General features: G+C 60.2%; 15 protein-coding genes and 1 tRNA gene. 10 read left to right on the top strand and 6 right to left on the bottom strand.

The window, feature by feature from the left end; translation table 11 throughout:
* Window positions 1-82: 82 nt before the first annotated feature.
* Window positions 83-158, top strand: a tRNA-Phe gene (locus tag J1G35_RS27870).
* A gap of 121 nt (window positions 159-279) precedes the next feature.
* Here J1G35_RS27870 and J1G35_RS27865 read toward each other — a convergent pair.
* The gene (locus J1G35_RS27865) at window positions 280-1884 is read right to left on the bottom strand and encodes a hypothetical protein (protein ID WP_223016592.1); all 1605 of its coding nucleotides are present in this window, start codon (window positions 1882-1884) and stop codon (window positions 280-282) included.
* Window positions 1885-1971: 87 nt separating this feature from the next.
* Entirely contained in the window at window positions 1972-2937 is a 966-nt protein-coding gene (locus tag J1G35_RS27860) for an arsenic resistance protein (RefSeq protein ID WP_223016591.1), read from the bottom strand.
* Between the two features lie 172 nt (window positions 2938-3109).
* Between J1G35_RS27860 and J1G35_RS27855 the strand changes: the two genes are divergently transcribed.
* Both J1G35_RS27855 and J1G35_RS27850 read left to right on the top strand, forming a co-directional pair.
* Window positions 3110-4048 carry an alpha/beta fold hydrolase gene (locus tag J1G35_RS27855; RefSeq protein ID WP_223016590.1) on the top strand — a complete coding sequence of 313 codons (939 nt, stop codon included), beginning with the start codon at window positions 3110-3112 and terminating at the stop codon, window positions 4046-4048.
* A 17-nt stretch (window positions 4049-4065) separates the two neighbouring features.
* Window positions 4066-4473 (top strand): hypothetical protein, encoded by a 408-nt coding sequence (locus J1G35_RS27850; protein WP_053140855.1) that lies wholly within the window; start codon window positions 4066-4068, stop codon window positions 4471-4473.
* A 51-nt stretch (window positions 4474-4524) separates the two neighbouring features.
* On the opposite strand, the gene gabP is transcribed toward J1G35_RS27850, so the two are convergent.
* The gene (gene gabP, locus J1G35_RS27845) at window positions 4525-5916 is read right to left on the bottom strand and encodes a GABA permease (RefSeq protein ID WP_053140858.1); all 1392 of its coding nucleotides are present in this window, start codon (window positions 5914-5916) and stop codon (window positions 4525-4527) included.
* A gap of 556 nt (window positions 5917-6472) precedes the next feature.
* Between gabP and J1G35_RS27840 the strand changes: the two genes are divergently transcribed.
* The 5 genes from J1G35_RS27840 to J1G35_RS27820 all read left to right on the top strand — a co-directional run bounded on the left by J1G35_RS27840 (window position 6473) and on the right by J1G35_RS27820 (window position 10636).
* Window positions 6473-7246, top strand: a complete 774-nt coding sequence (locus tag J1G35_RS27840; RefSeq protein WP_053140861.1) for an ABC transporter ATP-binding protein — start codon at window positions 6473-6475, stop codon at window positions 7244-7246.
* 13 nt (window positions 7247-7259) lie between these two features.
* Window positions 7260-8012 (top strand): ABC transporter substrate-binding protein, encoded by a 753-nt coding sequence (locus tag J1G35_RS27835; protein ID WP_053140863.1) that lies wholly within the window; start codon window positions 7260-7262, stop codon window positions 8010-8012.
* A gap of 74 nt (window positions 8013-8086) precedes the next feature.
* The gene (locus tag J1G35_RS27830; protein WP_053140866.1) at window positions 8087-8779 is read left to right on the top strand and encodes an ABC transporter permease; all 693 of its coding nucleotides are present in this window, start codon (window positions 8087-8089) and stop codon (window positions 8777-8779) included.
* The gene (locus J1G35_RS27825; protein ID WP_053140869.1) at window positions 8779-9468 is read left to right on the top strand and encodes an ABC transporter permease; all 690 of its coding nucleotides are present in this window, start codon (window positions 8779-8781) and stop codon (window positions 9466-9468) included. Before J1G35_RS27830 ends, J1G35_RS27825 begins: the two co-directional genes overlap by 1 nt.
* Window positions 9449-10636, top strand: a complete 1188-nt coding sequence (locus J1G35_RS27820; protein WP_223016589.1) for a methyltransferase — start codon at window positions 9449-9451, stop codon at window positions 10634-10636. Before J1G35_RS27825 ends, J1G35_RS27820 begins: the two co-directional genes overlap by 20 nt.
* 241 nt (window positions 10637-10877) lie before the next feature.
* Here the strand turns inward: J1G35_RS27820 and bcsQ are convergent, their stop codons facing one another.
* Window positions 10878-11837 (bottom strand): cellulose biosynthesis protein BcsQ, encoded by a 960-nt coding sequence (gene bcsQ / locus J1G35_RS27815; protein WP_223016588.1) that lies wholly within the window; start codon window positions 11835-11837, stop codon window positions 10878-10880.
* Window positions 11838-12103: 266 nt separating this feature from the next.
* On the opposite strand from bcsQ, the gene lapG reads away from it, so the two are divergent.
* The gene (gene lapG / locus J1G35_RS27810; protein ID WP_082341080.1) at window positions 12104-12820 is read left to right on the top strand and encodes a cysteine protease LapG; all 717 of its coding nucleotides are present in this window, start codon (window positions 12104-12106) and stop codon (window positions 12818-12820) included.
* Between the two features lie 11 nt (window positions 12821-12831).
* On the top strand, window positions 12832-14778 hold the full coding sequence (lapD, locus tag J1G35_RS27805) for a cyclic di-GMP receptor LapD (protein WP_223016587.1): 1947 nt from the start codon (window positions 12832-12834) through the stop codon (window positions 14776-14778).
* Between the two features lie 56 nt (window positions 14779-14834).
* On the opposite strand, the gene J1G35_RS27800 is transcribed toward lapD, so the two are convergent.
* Window positions 14835-15173: a hypothetical protein gene (locus J1G35_RS27800; RefSeq protein WP_053140880.1), complete on the bottom strand. Its 339-nt coding sequence runs from the start codon at window positions 15171-15173 to the stop codon at window positions 14835-14837.
* 123 nt (window positions 15174-15296) lie between these two features.
* A partial coding sequence (locus J1G35_RS27795; protein WP_223016586.1) for a type I secretion C-terminal target domain-containing protein occupies window positions 15297-19060 on the bottom strand: 3764 nt, incomplete at its 5' end.

Here is a 19060-nt window from a genome sequence, read left to right as displayed (position 1 = left end):
CACGTAAGCGACGGTAATAATTAAATATTTTTTGAAAACTTGCTTGACGACCCCCTGAAAAACCCGTTTAATGCGCCCCGTTGCCCAGATAGCTCAGTCGGTAGAGCAGGGGATTGAAAATCCCCGTGTCGGCGGTTCGATTCCGTCTCTGGGCACCACTATTTAGTTTCAGGTGGTGCAAAAATCATCTGAAACACACAAGAAACCCGCCTAGTGCGGGTTTTTTGTTGTCTGCCATTTGAGTGATCCAAGTCGCGATTTTGAGATGAGGCGGCTGGTTCATTCCAGCCGAAACACCATCAGTGGGTTGTCATTCAAACGCCCTTCAAAACTTGGCGCCTGATGCTCCAGAGGCGTGCCCTTGAGCAACGCGGTTTCCTTGCGCGCCACAATGACCCACGACGGTCGCGGTAACGCGCTCAATCGCTCAACATCTGCAGCACCGACAAACAGCGGCTGCTCGTCATGATCCAGATTCATCATGTAACGCACCGCCCAGGTGTCCCTGCCGAGATTCAGGAATACCAGTTGCCCAGGCTGCGATACGCGAAGCGCTTCCACCTGGCGGACGAATTGCCGAGTGTCGAACTGCAAATCCTTGGCAGGCTCCACCACCGTCACCAGCACCAGCCACTGCGCAGCCAGCGCGAATACGCTGAGCCACACCAGCCGCTCGAGGCGTCGCCAGGCAATCAGCGCCGCGACTTGCAGCACCACCAGCGCGCTAATCAACAACGGCAACGAGACGCCAGGCCAGTATCCGTGTTTCTGCCACCCATGCCGACAGACAAACACGACAACCACGCACAACGCCGGTAGCGCTGCGACAAGCCCCTCATAGCATCGGCGCACCCCGACGAGCCAGCCTTGCGCCTGGAGCAGCCCATAGGCGGCGACAGCGGCAAACATCGGCACCATGGGCAGAATGTAATAGGCGCGCTTGAAGTGCGGCACCGACAACCCGAGCAAGATCATCAAGCCGCAGGCACCGAGCCGCATCACCAGTTGCACAGGGTCATCGAACCGTTCACTCCAGCGATGACGCAGCGCCACCAATGTGGCCAACGCCAACGGGACCACAGGGAAATAGCGGTACAAACTCAGCTGGAAATAGAAATAGAACGGCTCGCCGGTTTCATCGAGGCGCCCGCCCACTTGCATCTTGAACACCTCATCCGCAAACGCATCGCCACCGCTGATACGCGCCAGCTTCACCAGCAGCCACCAACACGCCGCCAGCAACACCAGGCCTACGACTCCGTGAGCCAAAACCTGCTTGACCCGCGCGCCGGGACGACCCAGCGCCCAATACACGCACACCACGCCACAGACTTCGATCAAGCCCAAAGGCCCTCGAATCGCAAACCCCAGGATGAGCAGCGGGAACACCGCAAGCTGGCGCCATCGCGAGCCGAGGCGCTCACCGCTGTGCAGCAGGTAGAAACTGCCCACACACAGCAACGCCACCATCTGGTCCAGGCAGACCGAGCGCGACTTTTCCAGCAGTTGGGTGGTCAGCAACGTCAGCAGCACCGTGAGCAACGCCCATGGGCGACTCGCCGGGACCAGCAAGCGATAGATCAAGGCCACGACCCCGGCGGATGCAAGAGCAGTGGGCAGCACATTGGCCAAGTGGTTGGGCGCCCCGAACAGCCGGGCAAATACGTAACTGAAGAAGGTTGCGGTACCGGGATAGTCCGCGTAGGGCTGCCCATAGGTGGTAGGGAAAAGACTCGCTCCATGGCGAAACATTTCCTGCAGGAACAGCGCCCAGCGCCCGTCAAATCCTTGCGGCTGCTGATCCCAGATACCCAGGGTAAACAGCAGCAAGGCGATCAGGAAAATGCCCAGGGACTCCAGGCGAAAACGGTTGCGTTGATCCATCGGTAGACCTGTCAGGTAGGGAGCGCCAACCTATGGTGCCGAGCGCGCCCCTGAATAACGCCTGAACAAACCTGAACATTGGCGCTTTTACCGACCTGCGGGCCACACCCCTCTCGGGATCAGCCGAACGTAAATCAACTCGCCGACCAACTCGACCAGGGTTTGCAGGATCACCGCCGTCGCCGCCAGCCCACGCACATCGTCGGGCAGCGCCAGCGCCAGGGGCAGCACCACCAGCGAATTCCGTGTCGACGCGCTGAACGTCACTGCCCGGGCCGTTACCGCCGGCAGCGCGAACAGCCGCGACGCAAGCGCCCCCATTAATGGCGCCAACACCAGAAAGCCGATATACACCGGGATCACCGGCAGCAGCAGGCTGATGTCACGTACCACCGAAGTGATCTGCGAACCGATCACCACGAACAACACCCCCGCCATCGCAGGCACCGGCAACCATGCCCAGGCATTGTTCCAGGCATTGATAAGTGCCGATCGGCGCGCCAGGGATGCAGTGATCACCGCCAGCACCATCGGCAGCACAATCAACCATACAAACGCCTCTATAAACGGCCCCACCGCTACCACCACCCCGGACTGCGCCCCCAGCATCAACCCCAGGTACACCGGCAACAGCAGCAACTGCAGCAACAACAACACCGGCGTCGCCGCCAGCATCAAGCGTGAATCGCCTTTACCGATATGGGTAAACACCACCACGTAGTCGATACACGGCGTCAGCAACACCAGCAATGCGCCCACCAGCAATGCCGGGCGCTCCACCAGGCCACGGGTCAACACCCACACCAGCAACGGCACGAGGATGAAATTGGCCAACAGCAGCGCCGACAGAAAGCGCTTGTGACTCAAGCTCTGGCGCAGGTCCAGAAAAGGGATTTGCAGGAACATCGCATACATCAACACCGCGATGGCGGGCGTGACCAGCACGCCGAGGCCATGGGCCAACGAAGGCGCGAACACGCCGAAAGCCGCAGCCAAGAGGACAGCGACGAAGTAGAGGGGGATCTGGTGGTGTTCGAGGGTGTCGCGGGTCATGGTCGAGCTCAGATCAATCGAAAGATCGTCAGCCTATGCACCCAAAGAGCCAAGGTCGAGCGTCATGGCCATCTTCACACCCATGGCGCGCTAAATTTGTTAATTTCGGTTCCCTATAAAAAGCGCGTGAGCCTCCAAGCACCACAAAAAAGCGCACGGATCGAGCGGACCTATGAACCTGCCAACCCGCCCCACCCAAGAAGCATTCCTCGAATCCGCCGCAGACGGCCACCCCCTCGGCGGCTTCACCTGGCGCCACGCGCGCACCGACCTTGAACGCGCGGTCGTCATCATCAACGCCGCCACCTCCGTGCGCTGCCGCCACTACTCACGTTTCGCCGACTACCTGTTCGCCAACGGCTTCGACGTGATCACCTACGACTATCGCGGCATCGGTGAGTCCCGCAGCGGTTCGTTACGCGGTTTCAAGGCGTCGTGGTCGGATTGGGGCACGCTGGATTTCGAAGCGATCCTGCTGCGGGCACAGCGGGAGTTTCCAGGCCAACCGATTGATGTGGTCGGCCACAGTTTTGGTGGCTGTGCGGCGGGGCTCGGGGCATCCGGCGCGGTGATCCGGCGAATCGTGACCGTGGGCGCGCAGTTCGCCTATTGGCGCGACTACCAGGCCAGCAGGCGTTGGCGGATGTTTGTCAGGTGGCACATGGTGATGCCGCTGGTCACGGCGCTGTGCGGGTATTTCCCCGGCAAGCGCCTGGGCTGGCTGGAGGATACGCCGGCAGGCGTGGTGCGCGACTGGTCCACGCCAACGCCCAGGTACGAGACGCGTCCCAGCGGGCGTGCCCTGGCGGACTTGCCATTCAGTCGTGTGAAGGCGCAGATGCTGGCGATCAGCATCACCGATGACCCGTTCGGCACGGTGGCGGCAATTGAGCGATTGCTGGGCTATTTCGCAAACAGCGAGCGCACCCATCTGCGCATCGCCCCGGAAGACATCGGCGAAAAACAGGTCGGACATTTCGCGTTCTTTCGCAGCGAGTATCAGGATAGGTTGTGGCCGATTGCATTGGCATGGCTTCAACACGGCCAATTAACTGCGGATACCCTTGGGATTTCCCTCAACCTGCGCTTCAATACCCCACCCAGATCCTGACCCAAGGACGTGAGCCCATGGCCTCGCCGAACAAGCAGCAAAAACGTGCCCACCGGGCCAAGGCCAAGGCCAAGCAGAACCGCACCCAACGCGCTGTCGCGAGCAAGCCGGATGCGTTTTCCGGCGATGACGACCGGATTGACCTTGAGTCGGTGGATTTGACCGAGCTGTTCGTAGAGATGCGCACCGCCGGCGAGACCAGCCAGCAGGCACTCTGCGCGGTATTCCTGGGCCACCCGCTGCTCGCACTGGTGCTGGAGCAGGAAGGTGAGGAAGAAGCCACCGACTTTATCCTGGCGGCACTGATCGAGTATCGGCAGTGGGCCACGGACAGCGACGATGAAGCCGCCGCACTGGCGTGGATCGAGTCGCCGCAGTTCCAGGCGGATTATGTCGCTGCCTCCCAGGCCCTCACCCAAGACTGACGCAAAACCAAATGCGGGAGGGGCTTGCCCCCTCCCACATTGGGAATGCGGTCAGTTAAGCACCGCAGCGCCTGCTCTCTGCGCCTTGCGACGGCTCGACACAAACAACCCCGCCGCCACCACCAGCAAGCTCAAGACCCCAGTCGCAATGATCTCGACCCGGTGCGCTTCCTGGAACAGCATGATGGTCAACGTGCCCACGATGAACACCATCACCGCGTAGGTCAGGCCAGGGAACAGCCACATCTTGAAGACAATCTTCTCGCCCGCCGCCATGCGCTTCTGACGCATGCGCAGTTGCGACACCGCAATCACCAGGTACACCAGCAACGCGATGGCGCCAGAGCTGGCCAGCAGGAATTCGAACACCGCAGCCGGTGCCACGTAGTTGGCAAATACCGCCAGGAACGCCGCGCCAGTGGACAGCAATACCGCCCAGTAAGGCGTGCCGCTCTTGTTGGTGCGCTTGGCCACCGCCGGTGCATCACCGCGACGCCCCAGGGAGAACAGCATGCGCGAAGCGGTGTACAGCGCCGAGTTCAGGCAACTGGTCACGGCAACCAAGACCACCAGGTCGACGATCAGCTTGGCGTTCGGAATGCCCATGCGTTCCAGCACGGTCTGGTAGGAACCTACGGCCGCGAGGGTCGGATCGTTCCAAGGCACCAGGGACACGACGATGAAGATCGACAACAGGTAGAACAAGCCAATCCGCCAGATCACCGAGTTGGTGGCCTTGGTGATTTGCTGGCCTGGGTTCTTCGATTCGGCCGCAGCAATGGTGACGATCTCGGTGCCCATGAAGGAGAACATGGTGGTCAGGATCGCGGCCAATACCGCGCCCATGCCGTTGGGCATAAAGCCTTGGGTGTCGAACAGGTGCGAAACGCCGCTGACCTGGCTGGTCGGCAGGAAGCCGAAAATCGCCGCCAGGCCGAGGATCACAAAGCCCACGATCGCGACAACCTTGATCAGTGCAAACCAGAATTCGAACTCACCGTAGTTCTTCACGCTGAACAAGTTGGTCGCCGTCAGCAGCAACGTGATGATCAGCGTGAAGGCCCAGATGGCCACATCCGGGAACCAGGCGTGGAGAATGGTCGCGGCGGCGTTGGCTTCCAACGGAATCACCAGCACCCAGAACCACCAGTACAGCCAGCCAATGGTAAAACCCGCCCAGTGACCGATCGCACGGTCGGCGTAGGTGGAGAACGAACCGGTGTCCGGCGACGCCACGGCCATTTCGGCCAGCATGCGCATCACCAATACCACCAGCGTACCCGCCGCGGCGTACGCCAGCAGGACCGCAGGGCCGGCGGCAGCAATCGCGTGGCCGGAGCCGACAAACAAACCGGCACCAATGACGCCGGCAATCGACAGCATGGTGACGTGACGCGGTTTGAGCCCCTGTTCGAGGTCATTGGAGCTTTGCGTACTACTCATTGACACACCTTTGCGAGGAATTGCGAAAACGGTCCACCCGGCCTGGGATCTTCCTCGTGAAAAGAAACCAACAGGGCGTTCTTTATTTTTTACGCAAGATTTGCGCCAAAATGTTACAATGCCGCGATTGACGCGGGCTGTAGGACAATTCGATAGTCATCGCAAGTCATTGAGAACAATGGCATTCCGCTATAGCGTTACCGTGCGACTCACTTTCAAGACGAATAAGCGCACCAAAAACACACACAAAAAGTACGTGACGCCCCACAAAAGGGCTGATAGCGACCGTTTGCCCGTTTAACCCTTCCAACACCCGGCCAAAGCTGGCACCATCGCGCCCTTTTTTACGCGAAGCCTGCGCTATTCACGGGTTCAAACGGTTGTTCGGTTGTTGATGGCGCGACACGCTGCTGTGCCGATGCGACACCCTGCCGCACACCCCCCGTTTACCGCCCGCCACGCTGTTGGCCGCCATCAGGACGCTATGCTAGCTTGGCGCCTCGCCAGGAAGGCGGCCCAACAGCGAAGATCGCAATGAACACAATGAGGACCCCACATGGCCGAGGCCACGCCCGCGCTTGAAATCCGCAACTTGCATAAACGCTATGGTGAGCTGGAGGTACTCAAAGGTATCTCGCTGACCGCTCGCGACGGCGATGTGATCTCGATCCTGGGTTCCTCCGGTTCCGGCAAGTCCACGTTCCTGCGCTGCATCAACCTGCTGGAAAACCCACACCAGGGCCAGATCCTCGTAGCCGGCGAAGAGCTCAAGCTCAAGGCCGCGAAAAACGGCGAGCTGATGGCCGCCGACGGCAAGCAGATCAACCGCCTGCGCAGCGAAATCGGTTTTGTGTTTCAAAACTTTAACCTGTGGCCGCACATGAGCATCCTCGACAACATCATCGAGGCCCCTCGTCGCGTGCTCGGCCAGAGCAAGGCCGAGGCAATAGAAGTGGCCGAAGCCCTGCTGCACAAGGTCGGGATCGCCGACAAGCGCCACGCCTACCCCGCGCAATTGTCCGGCGGCCAGCAACAACGCGCCGCCATCGCACGCACCCTGGCGATGCAGCCCAAGGTCATCCTGTTCGACGAGCCCACTTCGGCGCTTGACCCGGAAATGGTCCAGGAAGTACTTAATGTGATCCGCGCGCTGGCCGAAGAAGGTCGCACCATGCTGCTGGTCACCCATGAAATGGGCTTCGCCCGCCAGGTGTCCAGTGAAGTGGTGTTCCTCCACCAAGGCCTGATCGAAGAGCAAGGATCGCCACAGCAGGTGTTTGAAAACCCGCTTTCGGCGCGCTGCAAACAATTCATGTCCAGCAACCGCTAACGGAGCAACATGCATGCAGAACTATAAAAAATTCCTTCTGGCCGCGGCCGTCTCGATGGCGTTCAGCGCCACGGCCATGGCAGAAACCTTGAAAATGGGGATCGAAGCGGCCTACCCGCCGTTCAACAATAAAGACGCAAGCGGCAACGTGGTCGGCTTCGACAAAGACATCGGCGACGCCCTGTGCGCCAAGATGAAAGTCGAGAAGTGTGAGGTGTATGTGTCCGACTGGGACGGCATCATCCCGGCCCTGAATGCCAAGAAATTCGACTTCCTGGTGTCCTCGCTGTCGATCACCGACGAGCGCAAGCAAGCCGTCGACTTCACCGATCCGTACTACTCCAACAAGCTGCAGTTCATCGCACCTAAAGCCACCGCAGACTTCAAGACTGACGCCGGCTACCTGAAGGGCAAGGTCATCGGCGCACAACGCGCAACGCTGGCCGGCACGTACCTGGAAGACAAGCTGCCTGATACTGAAGCCAAACTCTACGACACCCAGGAAAACGCCTACCTCGACCTCACGTCCGGCCGCCTCGACGGGATCCTCGCCGACAAGTACGTGCAGTACGAATGGCTCAAGAGCAAAGACGGCTTGGCCTACGAGTTCAAGGGCGACCCGGTTGTAGAGAGCGACAAGATCGGTATCGCCGTACGCAAGGGCGACCCACTGCGCGAACGCCTGAACAAAGCCCTGGCAGAGATCAAGGCAGACGGCACCTACAAGAAAATCAACGACAAGTACTTCCCGTTCAGCATCGAGTGATCTGAACGGCCTGCCCGGCGCGCTCACGTGAGCGCGCCGGCTTTCCGCAATGCCTGCCGCGATATGAAAACACCATGAATTTCGATCTCTACGGATTCGGTCCGGCGCTCGCTGCCGGCGCGCTGATGACCGTCAAACTGGCGCTCACGGCGTTATGCCTGGGGCTGGTACTCGGCCTCGCCGGTGCCCTGGCCAAGACTTCCCCGTACAAGCCGTTGCAATGGCTGGGCGGTACTTACTCGACAATCGTTCGCGGTGTGCCGGAACTGCTGTGGGTGCTGCTGATTTACTTCGGCACGATCAACGCGATGCGCTCACTGGGTGAGTTGCTCGACATTCCCGACCTGTCCCTCAGCGCCTTTGCCGCTGGCGTGATCGCGCTGGGCCTGTGTTTCGGCGCCTACGCCACGGAAGTGCTGCGCGGTGCGATCATCTCCATTCCCAAAGGCCACCGCGAAGCGGGTGTGGCGCTGGGCCTGTCGAAGTTTCGTATTTTTACCCGACTGATCATGCCGCAGATGTGGCGTATCGCCCTGCCAGGGTTGGGCAATCTGTTCCTGATCCTGATGAAAGATACCGCGCTGGTCACGGTCATCGGCCTCGAAGAAATCATGCGCCATGCGCAGATCGCCGTAACCGTCACCAAACAGCCTTTCACCTTCTATATGGTCGCCGCGTTCATCTACCTGGCCCTGACCTCTCTGTCGATGGTGGCTATGCACTTCCTGGAAAAACGCGCCGCCCGCGGCTTCGTGAGGACGACGTAATGGAATGGGAAGTCATCATCAAGTGGCTGCCAAAGTTTATCCAGGGCGCCACCCTGACCCTGGAACTGGTGAGCATCGCCGTGATTCTCGGCCTGATCCTGGCCATCCCGCTGGGTATCGCGCGCTCGTCCAAGCGTTGGTACGTACGTTCCCTGCCCTACGCCTACATCTTTTTCTTTCGCGGCACACCGCTGCTGGTGCAGTTGTTCCTGGTCTACTACGGCCTGGCCCAATTCGACACCATTCGCTCAAGCTTTATGTGGACGTACCTGCGCGACCCGTTCTGGTGTGCCACCGCCACCATGACGCTGCACACCGCTGCGTATATCGCCGAGATCCTGCGTGGTGCCATCCAGGCGATTCCACCTGGGGAAATCGAAGCGGCCCGCGCATTGGGCATGTCCAGGCCCAAGACGCTGTTCTATATCATCCTGCCCCGGGCCGCGCGCATCGGGCTGCCGGCCTACAGCAACGAAGTCATCCTGATGCTCAAGGCCAGCTCACTGGCGAGCACCGTGACCCTGCTGGAGCTGACCGGCATGGCCAGGACGATCATCGCGCGCAACTACCTCACGGTGGAGATGTTCTTTACCGCAGGCGTGTTCTACCTGCTGATCTCCTTCCTGCTGGTGCGTGGCTTCAAACTGCTGGAACGCTGGCTGCGCGTCGATGCTTGCCAGGGACGTTGAAGCCCGCTTTGAGGCGCTGGATGCGTTTCTGATCGAGCACCAAGGGCTGTGGCGACCACGGCCCTTTACTCATCGACAGCTGCCTTGGGAAGCCGAGCATCCGCAACTGGCCCGGTGGCTGCGCCAACGCTCGTTGTCTGACGCTGAAACCAGTCATAACCACCCCCACGCACTACCGGCGCCAGCGCCTTTTCCTGCATTGGCCTGCGAAGCCCTGCGCCTCAGCGCTGTGGATAAGTTACCGACACATCCCCTGCACCCCGCCGCGCATCGCCTGAATGTCGACGTACCCGGGCGCAAATGGCAGCAGATCGAAGCCTTCGGCGCCGCGCTGCACTTTGCACAAACACCCCGGCATTGGCTGGACTGGTGCGCCGGCAAGGGCCATCTTGGCCGCCGCCTGTTGCACACAGGCCAACAGCTGACCTGCCTGGAATACGACCCGGCCCTGATCGCTTCCGGCCAGGCCCTGAGCGAGCACCACGGCCTGCCCGTCACCCATCGCCTGCAAGACGTCATGGCCGACGTGAGCCTCAGCTCCGAACACACACCCGTCGCCCTGCACGCTTGCGGCGACCTGCATGTGCGCCTGCTGCAACTGGCCAGTGCCGCCGGCTGCAAACAACTGGCAGTCGCACCGTGTTGCTACAACCGCATCAACACGCACACCTACCAGCCGCTGTCCGAAGCGGGCCGTGCTTCAACCTTGCAGCTGTCGCTCGACGACCTTGGCCTGCCGCTCAGCGAAACCGTTACCGCAGGCAAACGCGTGCGCCTGCAACGGGACATCTCCATGGCCCGCCGCCTGGGCTTCGATCAGTTACAACGCCAATTACGCCACTGCGACGAGTACCTGCCCACACCGTCCCTGCCCGCCAGTTGGCTGGACAAACCCTTCGCCGACTACTGCCAGGCGCTGGCAAGCCTCAAGGGGTTATCCACAGGTGCACAGGATTGGGCGGCGCTGGAGGCGCACGGCTGGCAGCGTCTGGCTGAGGTCAGGAACCTGGAGTTAGTGCGTGGGCTGTTTCGGCGCCCGTTGGAGGTGTGGCTGGTCCTGGATCGGGCGCTGTATCTTGGCGAACGTGGCTACAGGGTCGAAGTCGGCAGCTTCTGCGAAACCGCGTTGACGCCACGCAACTTGATGGTGCTTGCCGAGCGCGATTAAGGGGCAAAATTGTCGCACCCCAACCTGTGGATAACTCTGTTGATGAATTCTTTACAGAGCCCGTAGCTATCTACGCTGCGGGCCAAAAGCCACGCTGTTCATTTTTTGTTCACAGAATAAAACGCACGTAAAACAGGCAGTTGCGGCGAGTTGAGAACGGCGCCACAAAATGGCTGTTTCGTGACACCCGCGTCCAACCGATTGTGCATAAGCATCTGGCGTTAAGCGTATAAACCGTGCTTTACAAGGTTTTTTTGCGGGCGATCAGTAACCGGCAAAGACCGTTGATATCGTCGCCGGCCAGGCTTGGCCCGGTGTTATCCAGCGGGTCGGTGGTTGAGGCCAGGGCGGCACTGATCGCCGGATCACGGTGAATGACTTCCAACGGGTATTCGCCTCGGCGCAGCTTGAAGGCATCGAGCATATCCAGGCTGAAGGCCGAGTTTTCATCCAGTTGATTGATCACAAAGTGGCAACGCGGTGGACGCTCACGCTCCAGATGGGGCGCCAGCAGTGCATTCAATTGATCCAGCGTGCCGAGGCAAGCGGCATTTGGCTGGGCGACCACCAGTACGATGTCGGCCACGCTCAACGCCTGATGGAAATAGACATTATTTCCCGCTGGCGTATCGACGATCACCGTATGCCCTTCGTTCAGCCCCAGCGCAGACAAGCGCTGCGCCAGCCACTTCGGCTCACGGGTCAACCAGCGTTGCAGGTTGTCCTTCTGCTGGGTGTCGATGTCTCCAAAGGGGATCACCCGGCAACCGCCGAAACCCGATTGCAGGATGCTCTGCCAGGGCGTGTTGAGCAGGCTGCTGCGGCCCAGTCCGGGTAGCTCATGGTCGACACCAAAGTGCTGGCGCAAGGCATTCTGGGGGTCCAGATCCACCGCCACGACCGACTCCCCAAGACGCTGCAAACCGCTGCTCAACGCCGTAGCCAAGGTGCTGCGGCCAACACCACCATTGACGGACACCAACGCCACCACGGTCGGGCGCAGCGCGCTCAATGGCTGACTTTGAGGATGTTCATGGGCGTAGGTCGCATGAGCACTGAGGCGCGAACCCTCGTTGAGGTTTACCCGAGTGCCATCGTCGAACGGAATGCTGCCAAAAAAGTGCAGACGCGCATTTCGTCCCGTGGGATCACGAGAAACGCTCTTGCCGAACAAGGCAAATAGATCATCAGTGCGGCTCATAGCCGGAGCTCCTTCACAGCGCCATGTAAAGACGTGAAAGGTCGGTAAGGTAAGGCTTCACCGCAGGTCTTTTTGTAGGCGTCTTCGTTGCCACATTCTGTGACAGCGCTAAGGAAGTGTCATTATTTTGATTAAATTTCAACCACCCTTTCAGACGAGCGGAAAATAGCCAATTTACTGACGGACCTTTACTACAATTCACTGACGGTGATTTCATCGTGCCATTGTTTTTTAGCCGGTATCACCGCACCATTGCCGCACCTTCAATGCTGCAAGCTTGGGTAATCGCAGTGGCGATACGCTTTAAACTCCCTCGGATTCTCTACGGTCTTGCCATCACGCTGTTGCTCGGTGGCGGCCTGCTGGGCGATTTGCTCGCCGACTGGGATTTCAGCCAAATCAGCCGCCGCGCCGAGTCGCTGTATGGGCCGCTGGGCGCCGGGCGTCAGCGCATCGATGCCTGGCAACAATTGCTGTCGACGCAAAAGCAGGTGAGTGAGAGCGAGCAGCTCAAAGTGGTGAATTTGTTCTTCAACCGCCAGCTGCACTACGAAGAAGACATCGACCTGTGGCACGAGATTGATTATTGGGCGACACCCATTCAGTCCCTGTGGAAAGGCGCCGGCGACTGTGAAGACTACGCCATCGCCAAATACTTCAGCCTGCGGCACTTGGGCGTACCGGCCGAGAAGCTGCGCATAACCTACGTCAAGGCCTTGCGCCAGAATCGCGCGCATATGGTCCTGACATACTATGCAAGCCCCGAAGCCATGCCCTTGGTGCTGGACAGCCTGATGGACCCCATTCTGCCTGCCAGCCAACGTCCAGACCTGCTGCCCGTTTATGCGTTTAACGGCGAAGGGCTGTGGCTGCCGGGCGCTGCGGGCAACAAAAAAGTCGGTGATACCAAGCGCCTGTCACGCTGGCAGGACGTCTTGAAGAAAATGACCGCAGAAGGGTTTCCGGCCAGTTCGGATAATTAACAGGAGCTACGATGTCACTGTTCAAACAATTGCTGATCGCTATCTGCGTGTTCCTGGTGGTCGCGTTCAGCGGTAGCTTCATTGTCAGCCTGGAGAGTTCGCGTACCCAGTACGTCAACCAACTGCGCTCCCACGCCCAGGACGCGGCCACTGCGCTGGCACTGTCACTGACGCCGAACATCGACGACCCGGCGATGACCGAACTGATGGTCAGCTCGATCTTCGACAGTGGCTACTACGCAAGCATCCGCGTGATAGACCTGAGCAATAACCACGTGCTGGTGGAACGTGCCGCCGAGCCGGATGCCAGCAGCGTGCCGGCCTGGTTCGTGAAGATGATCGGCCTGGCGCCGGCCGGCGGCGATGCAATCGTCAGCCGTGGCTGGCAACAGGCAGCACGGGTTGAAGTGGTCAGTCACCCGATGTTTGCCCTGGCCAAACTCTGGCAAAGCGCGCTGGGCAGCCTGGGCTGGCTGCTGATCTGCGGTGCGGTGAGTGCGGTACTCGGCGCGCTGTTGCTGCGCCGCCAGTTGAAGCCGTTGGACTATATGGTGGAGCAGTCCCACGCCATCGCGCGTCGCGAGTTCCTCAGCTTGCCCGACCTGCCCCGCACCCCCGAATTGCGCCGCGTGGTGCAGGCCATGAACCAGATGGTGGAGAAGCTCAAGGCGTTGTTCCACGAGCAGACCGAGCGCAGCGAGAAGCTGCGGGTGGAGTCCTACCAGGACAGCCTGACCGGACTGGCCAACCGTCGCTACTTTGAGATGCAACTGCAATCGCGGGTCAGCAACCTGGAGGAGTCCAGCTCGGGCTACCTGCTGATGTTGCGGGTCAACGATTTGAGCGGCCTTAACCAGCGCCTTGGTGGGCAGCGTACCGACCAATTGTTGCAGGCCGTCAGCCAGCAACTGGTGCGTACCTGTGCCAAATACCCGGAAACTCAAAACCTGATCACGCGCAGTCGGGGTGGCGAGTTCGCGGTGCTTGCCCCGGGCCTGGTGCGGGACGAAGCGCTGCAACTGGCCCAGACGCTGGAAAGCACCCTGCAAAGCCTGCACGAAACGGGCGCCACCGACATGTCGACCGTGGCCTTCATCGGGCTGGCGCCGTACAACCCCGGCGATGCCTCGGCAGACCTGCTGATGCTGGCCGACCAGGCGCTGACCCAGGCAGAAGCCAGTGGCGGACAAAGCTGGGTGTGCCTGGAACACCAGACCACGGGCACCACCAGCGACGACCCGCACAGCTGGCACACGTTGCTCGACGACGCCCTGAACCAAGGGCGCTTCCGGTTGTTTTTCCAACCCGTAGTGAGCAGCAGCGACACGCAACAGGTGCTGCACTACAAGGTGCTGTCACGCCTGCTCGATCACCAGGACCAGACCATCGCGGCCGGGCACTTCCTGCCCTGGCTGGAGCGCTTCGGCTGGACGGCGCGCCTCGATCAACTGATGCTCGACCTGGTGATCAAGCACCTGACGCAGCACACCCCATCGGTGGCGCTGAACCTCTCGGCCGCGACCCTGAATGACCCGCAAGCGCTGGAGCGTGTGTTCGAACGCCTGGCCCAGCACCCGGCACTGGGGCCGCGCTTGACGCTGGAGATCGGCGAAGAACAAGTGCCCGAGCAAACCCAGTTGGAGCGCCTCACCCGTCGCATGCGCAGCCTGGGGTACAGCCTCGGCCTGCAACGTTTCGGCGGCCGCTTCAGCATGATCGGCAACCTGGCCAACCTCGGTCTGGCATACCTCAAGATCGACGGCAGCTACATCCGTGCCATCGACCAGGAAAGCCACAAGCGCTTCTTTATCGAAGCGATCCAACGCGCCGCCCACAGCATTGACCTGCCGTTGATTGCCGAGCGAGTAGAGACCGAAGGTGAGTTGCGCGTGATTCGCGAGATGGGCATTGAAGGGGTGCAAGGCCAACTGGTCGGTGAACCAGCGCCCTGGAAGTGAAGCACTGACCCATCGCGCCTCCTTGACGGTCAAGCCGTGAAGGAGGTGCGCGAGCGTCAGATCAAACCGGTTTCATCGTCATTGATCAGCTCACTCAGGCCACCCAACGCCGCCCGGGCCTGGGTACGCTCCAAGAACTTGGCCTGTGCTGCCGGCGGCAAGTCCGTGATGCTCATCACGTTCTTGGTGATCAGTACCTGGATCAAGTCATCCAGCACTCGAATCATCTCAAGGTCACTTTGCTTGAGCTGCTTGAGGCTGTTGTCGACCAGATCATCGGCAAACCACGCCTGAATCTCATGATGGTCAGCCGGGAGTGTCTCGGTGGCTTCGGCGTAGGCCTGCGCTTCGACGCGAACCAAAGCGTTGTGTTGATCGCGTTGCACGTAGAACATCAGCGTTCTCCCAATAAAAAATCCCTGCAGACGCCGATTAAGGCCCCACAGAGATTACACACATTTTCCCGAAGCCGATGCCCACGGGGCGCCAATCTCGAAAGATTGACGCCCCGTGGGTGATCAGTCGTGGTGCTTGACGGTCAAGTCGCCACCCGCGATCAGGTTGTTGATCGCGGTGCTGCCAGCCCCCCAATTAGCGCCATCGACCTTGATCGTGACGTCGGCCGTACCGCCGCCCGACGTGGTGAATGACCCGGTGCTGCTGACGCTGAGCGTCGAATTACCCGACGAGTCGGTGGTCAGCTTCAAGTAGCTGGACAAGTTGTTGTCGTTATTGCCTTGGAGCAAATCGGACAGGTCCAGCTTGTCGCCTTCGCCGTGCTTGAAGTCAGTGATGCGATCGAAGCCGCCACTGGTGTTGGTGTCGCCTTTGAGCCACACAAAGGTATCGGCACCCGCGCCGCCGGTCAGGATGTCATTCCCCTTGCCACCCACCAGGATGTCGTTGCCGGCGCCGCCGGAGAGGGTGTCGTTGCCGCCCTGGCCGAACAGGATGTCGTTGCCGGCATTGCCGATCAGGGTGTCGCCGCCATCATTGGTGCCATAGATGTTCGACGCGTTGGCCAGTGCACCGACGTCCTGCACATGCTCAGTGATGTACTGATGCAAGGTGCGGTCGTCGATCTGGTCGACGGTGGTGGACAGCTTCTCAGCGGCGAACGCCTTGAGTGCAGCGCTGCCTTCCTGGCCTTTGTAGCTGATCAGGTCGCCGAAGATGATGTCGTTGCCCGAACCGCCGGAAACGCTGTCGGCACCCGCATCGGCGGTGTGGCCGGTGATGGTATCCGCCAGTTTCGCGGTGTCGATCGTGCTGACCGTCTTGTCGGTATCGAAGTACTTCTGGAGCATGTCCTTATCGACGCTGTTGCCCAGGCCAATGGCTTGTACTTCAACACCGCCCGAGACCGCCGTCGTCAGCGCTGTGTAAGCCGACTTGGCGTATTCCAGCGCATAGTCATAACGGCCGGAATTGCCAGCAGCGCCCGCGACGTCGAACCCACCACGGCCATCGGACACAACATAACCTTCAAAGGTCTTGGTGCCGTACGAGTCGTACGAGTAGACCTTGCCATCCTTGTCGACGATGACCTGCGTCTGGCCGTAGATCGTTGCGGTGACCGGAGTGGTCTGGCCCAAGGTGTAGGTGCCGCTGTTGACCTTGTTGTCGAAGGTGACGTTAGAACCCCACCAGGAACTGGTATACCCCAGGCTGATGTTGTCATACGTAGCGTTGTACACATTCGGCTCACCGTCGGTAATGAAATACGTCAGGTTTTTTGCACCGGCGTTGCTGGTGGCGTCATTGCTCTTGAACCAGGCCGTTGCCGCATTGAAGGCATCCTGGTAGTTGGTCACGTCGCTCGGGTTGGAGGCCATATTGTTCAACACGGCCTGCAGGGCAGCCTTGGCGGCAGCCTGGTCGGCCAGGTTGACCGACACCTGCGACTCAACCTTGGTATCGAAGTCGACCAGCAGCACTTTCACCACACCCGACCCCGTCAGCTTGGCGTTGGCGATCAAGGTATCGAAGATGCTGGAGAGCTGGGTTTTGATCGACGTCATCGCACTCGACCCGATACTGCCGGAGGTGTCGACGATAAACGCGATGTTGTAGTTGCTGCCCGGTGTGGTGATGCCACCCTTGTCGCCGACCACGATGTTGTTGGCCGAGCTGGAGCCCAGGTCAATGGTATCCGCCGCCGCACCGCCTTCCGTGACGGGGGTGTAGACCTGAGGCTTGACCGTGATGGTGGTCGTCGCCACCGACGAACTCAGGCTGTTGCCACCTTCGTTGTCAGTCACGGCGACGTCGATGGTGCGATCACCAATGGCCGGGTACTTGCTGGTGTTGGAGTACTGGAACGACTCAAGCAGCGCCTTGTAGGTTGCTGCATCCGCCACACCCGACAGGGTCAGCACGATCTTGCCGCTGACATCAGTGCCGACGCTGGTCACGGTGACGCCTTTGTAGGTGCCGCCCACTGCCACCAGGTTGGATGTGAGCACGTCACCCGAACTGGCGTTTTTCAGGGTGATGGTCGCACTTTGCATCTGGGTGCTGTCGACGTCACCGATGGCCACGTTGCCGGTAATCGCAACGCCGTTGGTGCCGCGTTCGGTGTACGAAGTGCTGAAGCCGGTGGCGACAGAACCGTCGGCGGTGCTGAGGTCCAGGGTTGGCGCGTCGTTGACTGCCGTGACCACAATGCTCACTTTGCCGGTGGTCACCGCTTCAACGCCAGTGCTCAACTCTTTGGCCGTGGCTTTCACGGTGATATCGAAGCTGGCGGTGGAATCCTTGAACGGCGTAACCGTCAGGGTTTTCAGGTTCCAGGAGCTGACATCGTACAGCGTGGTCGAGCCGGTCGAGGTGATGCTGTGGCCCGTGGTGCCATCGGTAATCACGGTGCCTGCCGGCAAGCCGCTGATTTCCACCTTGTGCGACTCCGAGCCGTCGTTGTCGACAAACGTGGTGGTAATCGGCGCCACCTTGATGGCGGTATCTTCCAGCCCACGGTTGTAGACGTAACCGGTGTAATAGCCTTCGCCATTGACCACGTGGCTGTCACCGAGCACCGCGCCGGCTGCTTTCAACGCATCCACGCTGGTGTAGGTCTGCACGCCGCTGTTGCCCATCGACATCGACGGGCCGTTGTTGATAGACACGTTGACGTCGTAGTTGCCGCCGCCTGCCTGGTTGTAATGGTAGATGTCGAGGGTGTAGTAACCCGACTCGGTCGGCGTATAGGCCGTCCCGGTAATCGCGCTGCCCTTGCTCCAGGTCTCGCTGGCGACCAACTTGCCGCCCACGGTGATTGCCAGGCTGTCATCGGCCGTACCGGTGAAGGTGTAGCTCTTGCCGGCTTCCAGATAGATCAGGCCAGAGACCTTGGTCGCGGTGCCATCCGCCACGTTACTGTTGCTGACACTGCTGGTCACACCCGTAGAGACAGCGCTCGCAGCGGTCTTGGCGTCGATCACCTTGATCAGATCGCTGGAGTTGACCACACCGTTACCATTGGTCCCCAAATCAGTACGCAGGGTGCCGCCGGTCCAGGTTTGAATGGTCAGGCCTGTCGGCACAGCGCCGAACACGCCGACAGTCACGACCGGAACGTCCGTCACCGGGTGGATATCCACAGTGATGGTCTTGGTGTCGCTGTAGGAGTTGCCGTCGGTAGCCTGGAACTTCAGCTGGGTGTAATCGCCTTGCATGTTACCCACGCCGCTGCCGCCGAAGCTGTTATCGCCCGACTCGTTGGCGGCTGGGGTGTAACGCACGTTGTGGTTATCGAAGTCAGCCTGGCTGAACGACTTGCCCGCCGAGGTATCGGTCTTCAGATCGCTGGTGGTGAGCTTGACCCACGTGCCGTTGACGTTGTACTCGATGGAGCCGGCAGGCAGGCTGGTGAACACCACTTTCGGGTTCGCAGAGTCCTCATCCTTGACACCGAAGGTCGCCCAGGTCAGCTCGACCGAGGTGTCTTCGTTGCTCTGGATGTAGCAGTTGCTGGCGGTTGGAGTGTCGTCGACCAAAATCACGGTCGGCTGCCCGGTGCTGTGGGAATTCAGGCCCTCAGGGTCGGTGACGGTCAGGTCGATCTTCGGCAGTTGATTGCCAGCGTTGACGAAGTCCGCGCCCTTCTGGGTCAGCACAATGTTGTTACCGGACAGGCTGTAGTAGCCGTCCGAGTTGCTGTTACCGGTAAACGTGATCGTCAGCCCCGACCGTGGCGTTTCTTCGTCGGTGGCCGTGAAGGTACCGGCGACAGTACCCGCCTTAACGGCGTTCTCATCGAGGGTATTCGCCGCGATGCTGATCA

It is taken from the genome of Pseudomonas sp. SH10-3B (assembly GCF_019891415.1).
Taxonomy (GTDB): Bacteria; Pseudomonadota; Gammaproteobacteria; order Pseudomonadales; family Pseudomonadaceae; genus Aquipseudomonas.
This window is presented reverse-complemented; position numbering and strand designations above follow the sequence as displayed.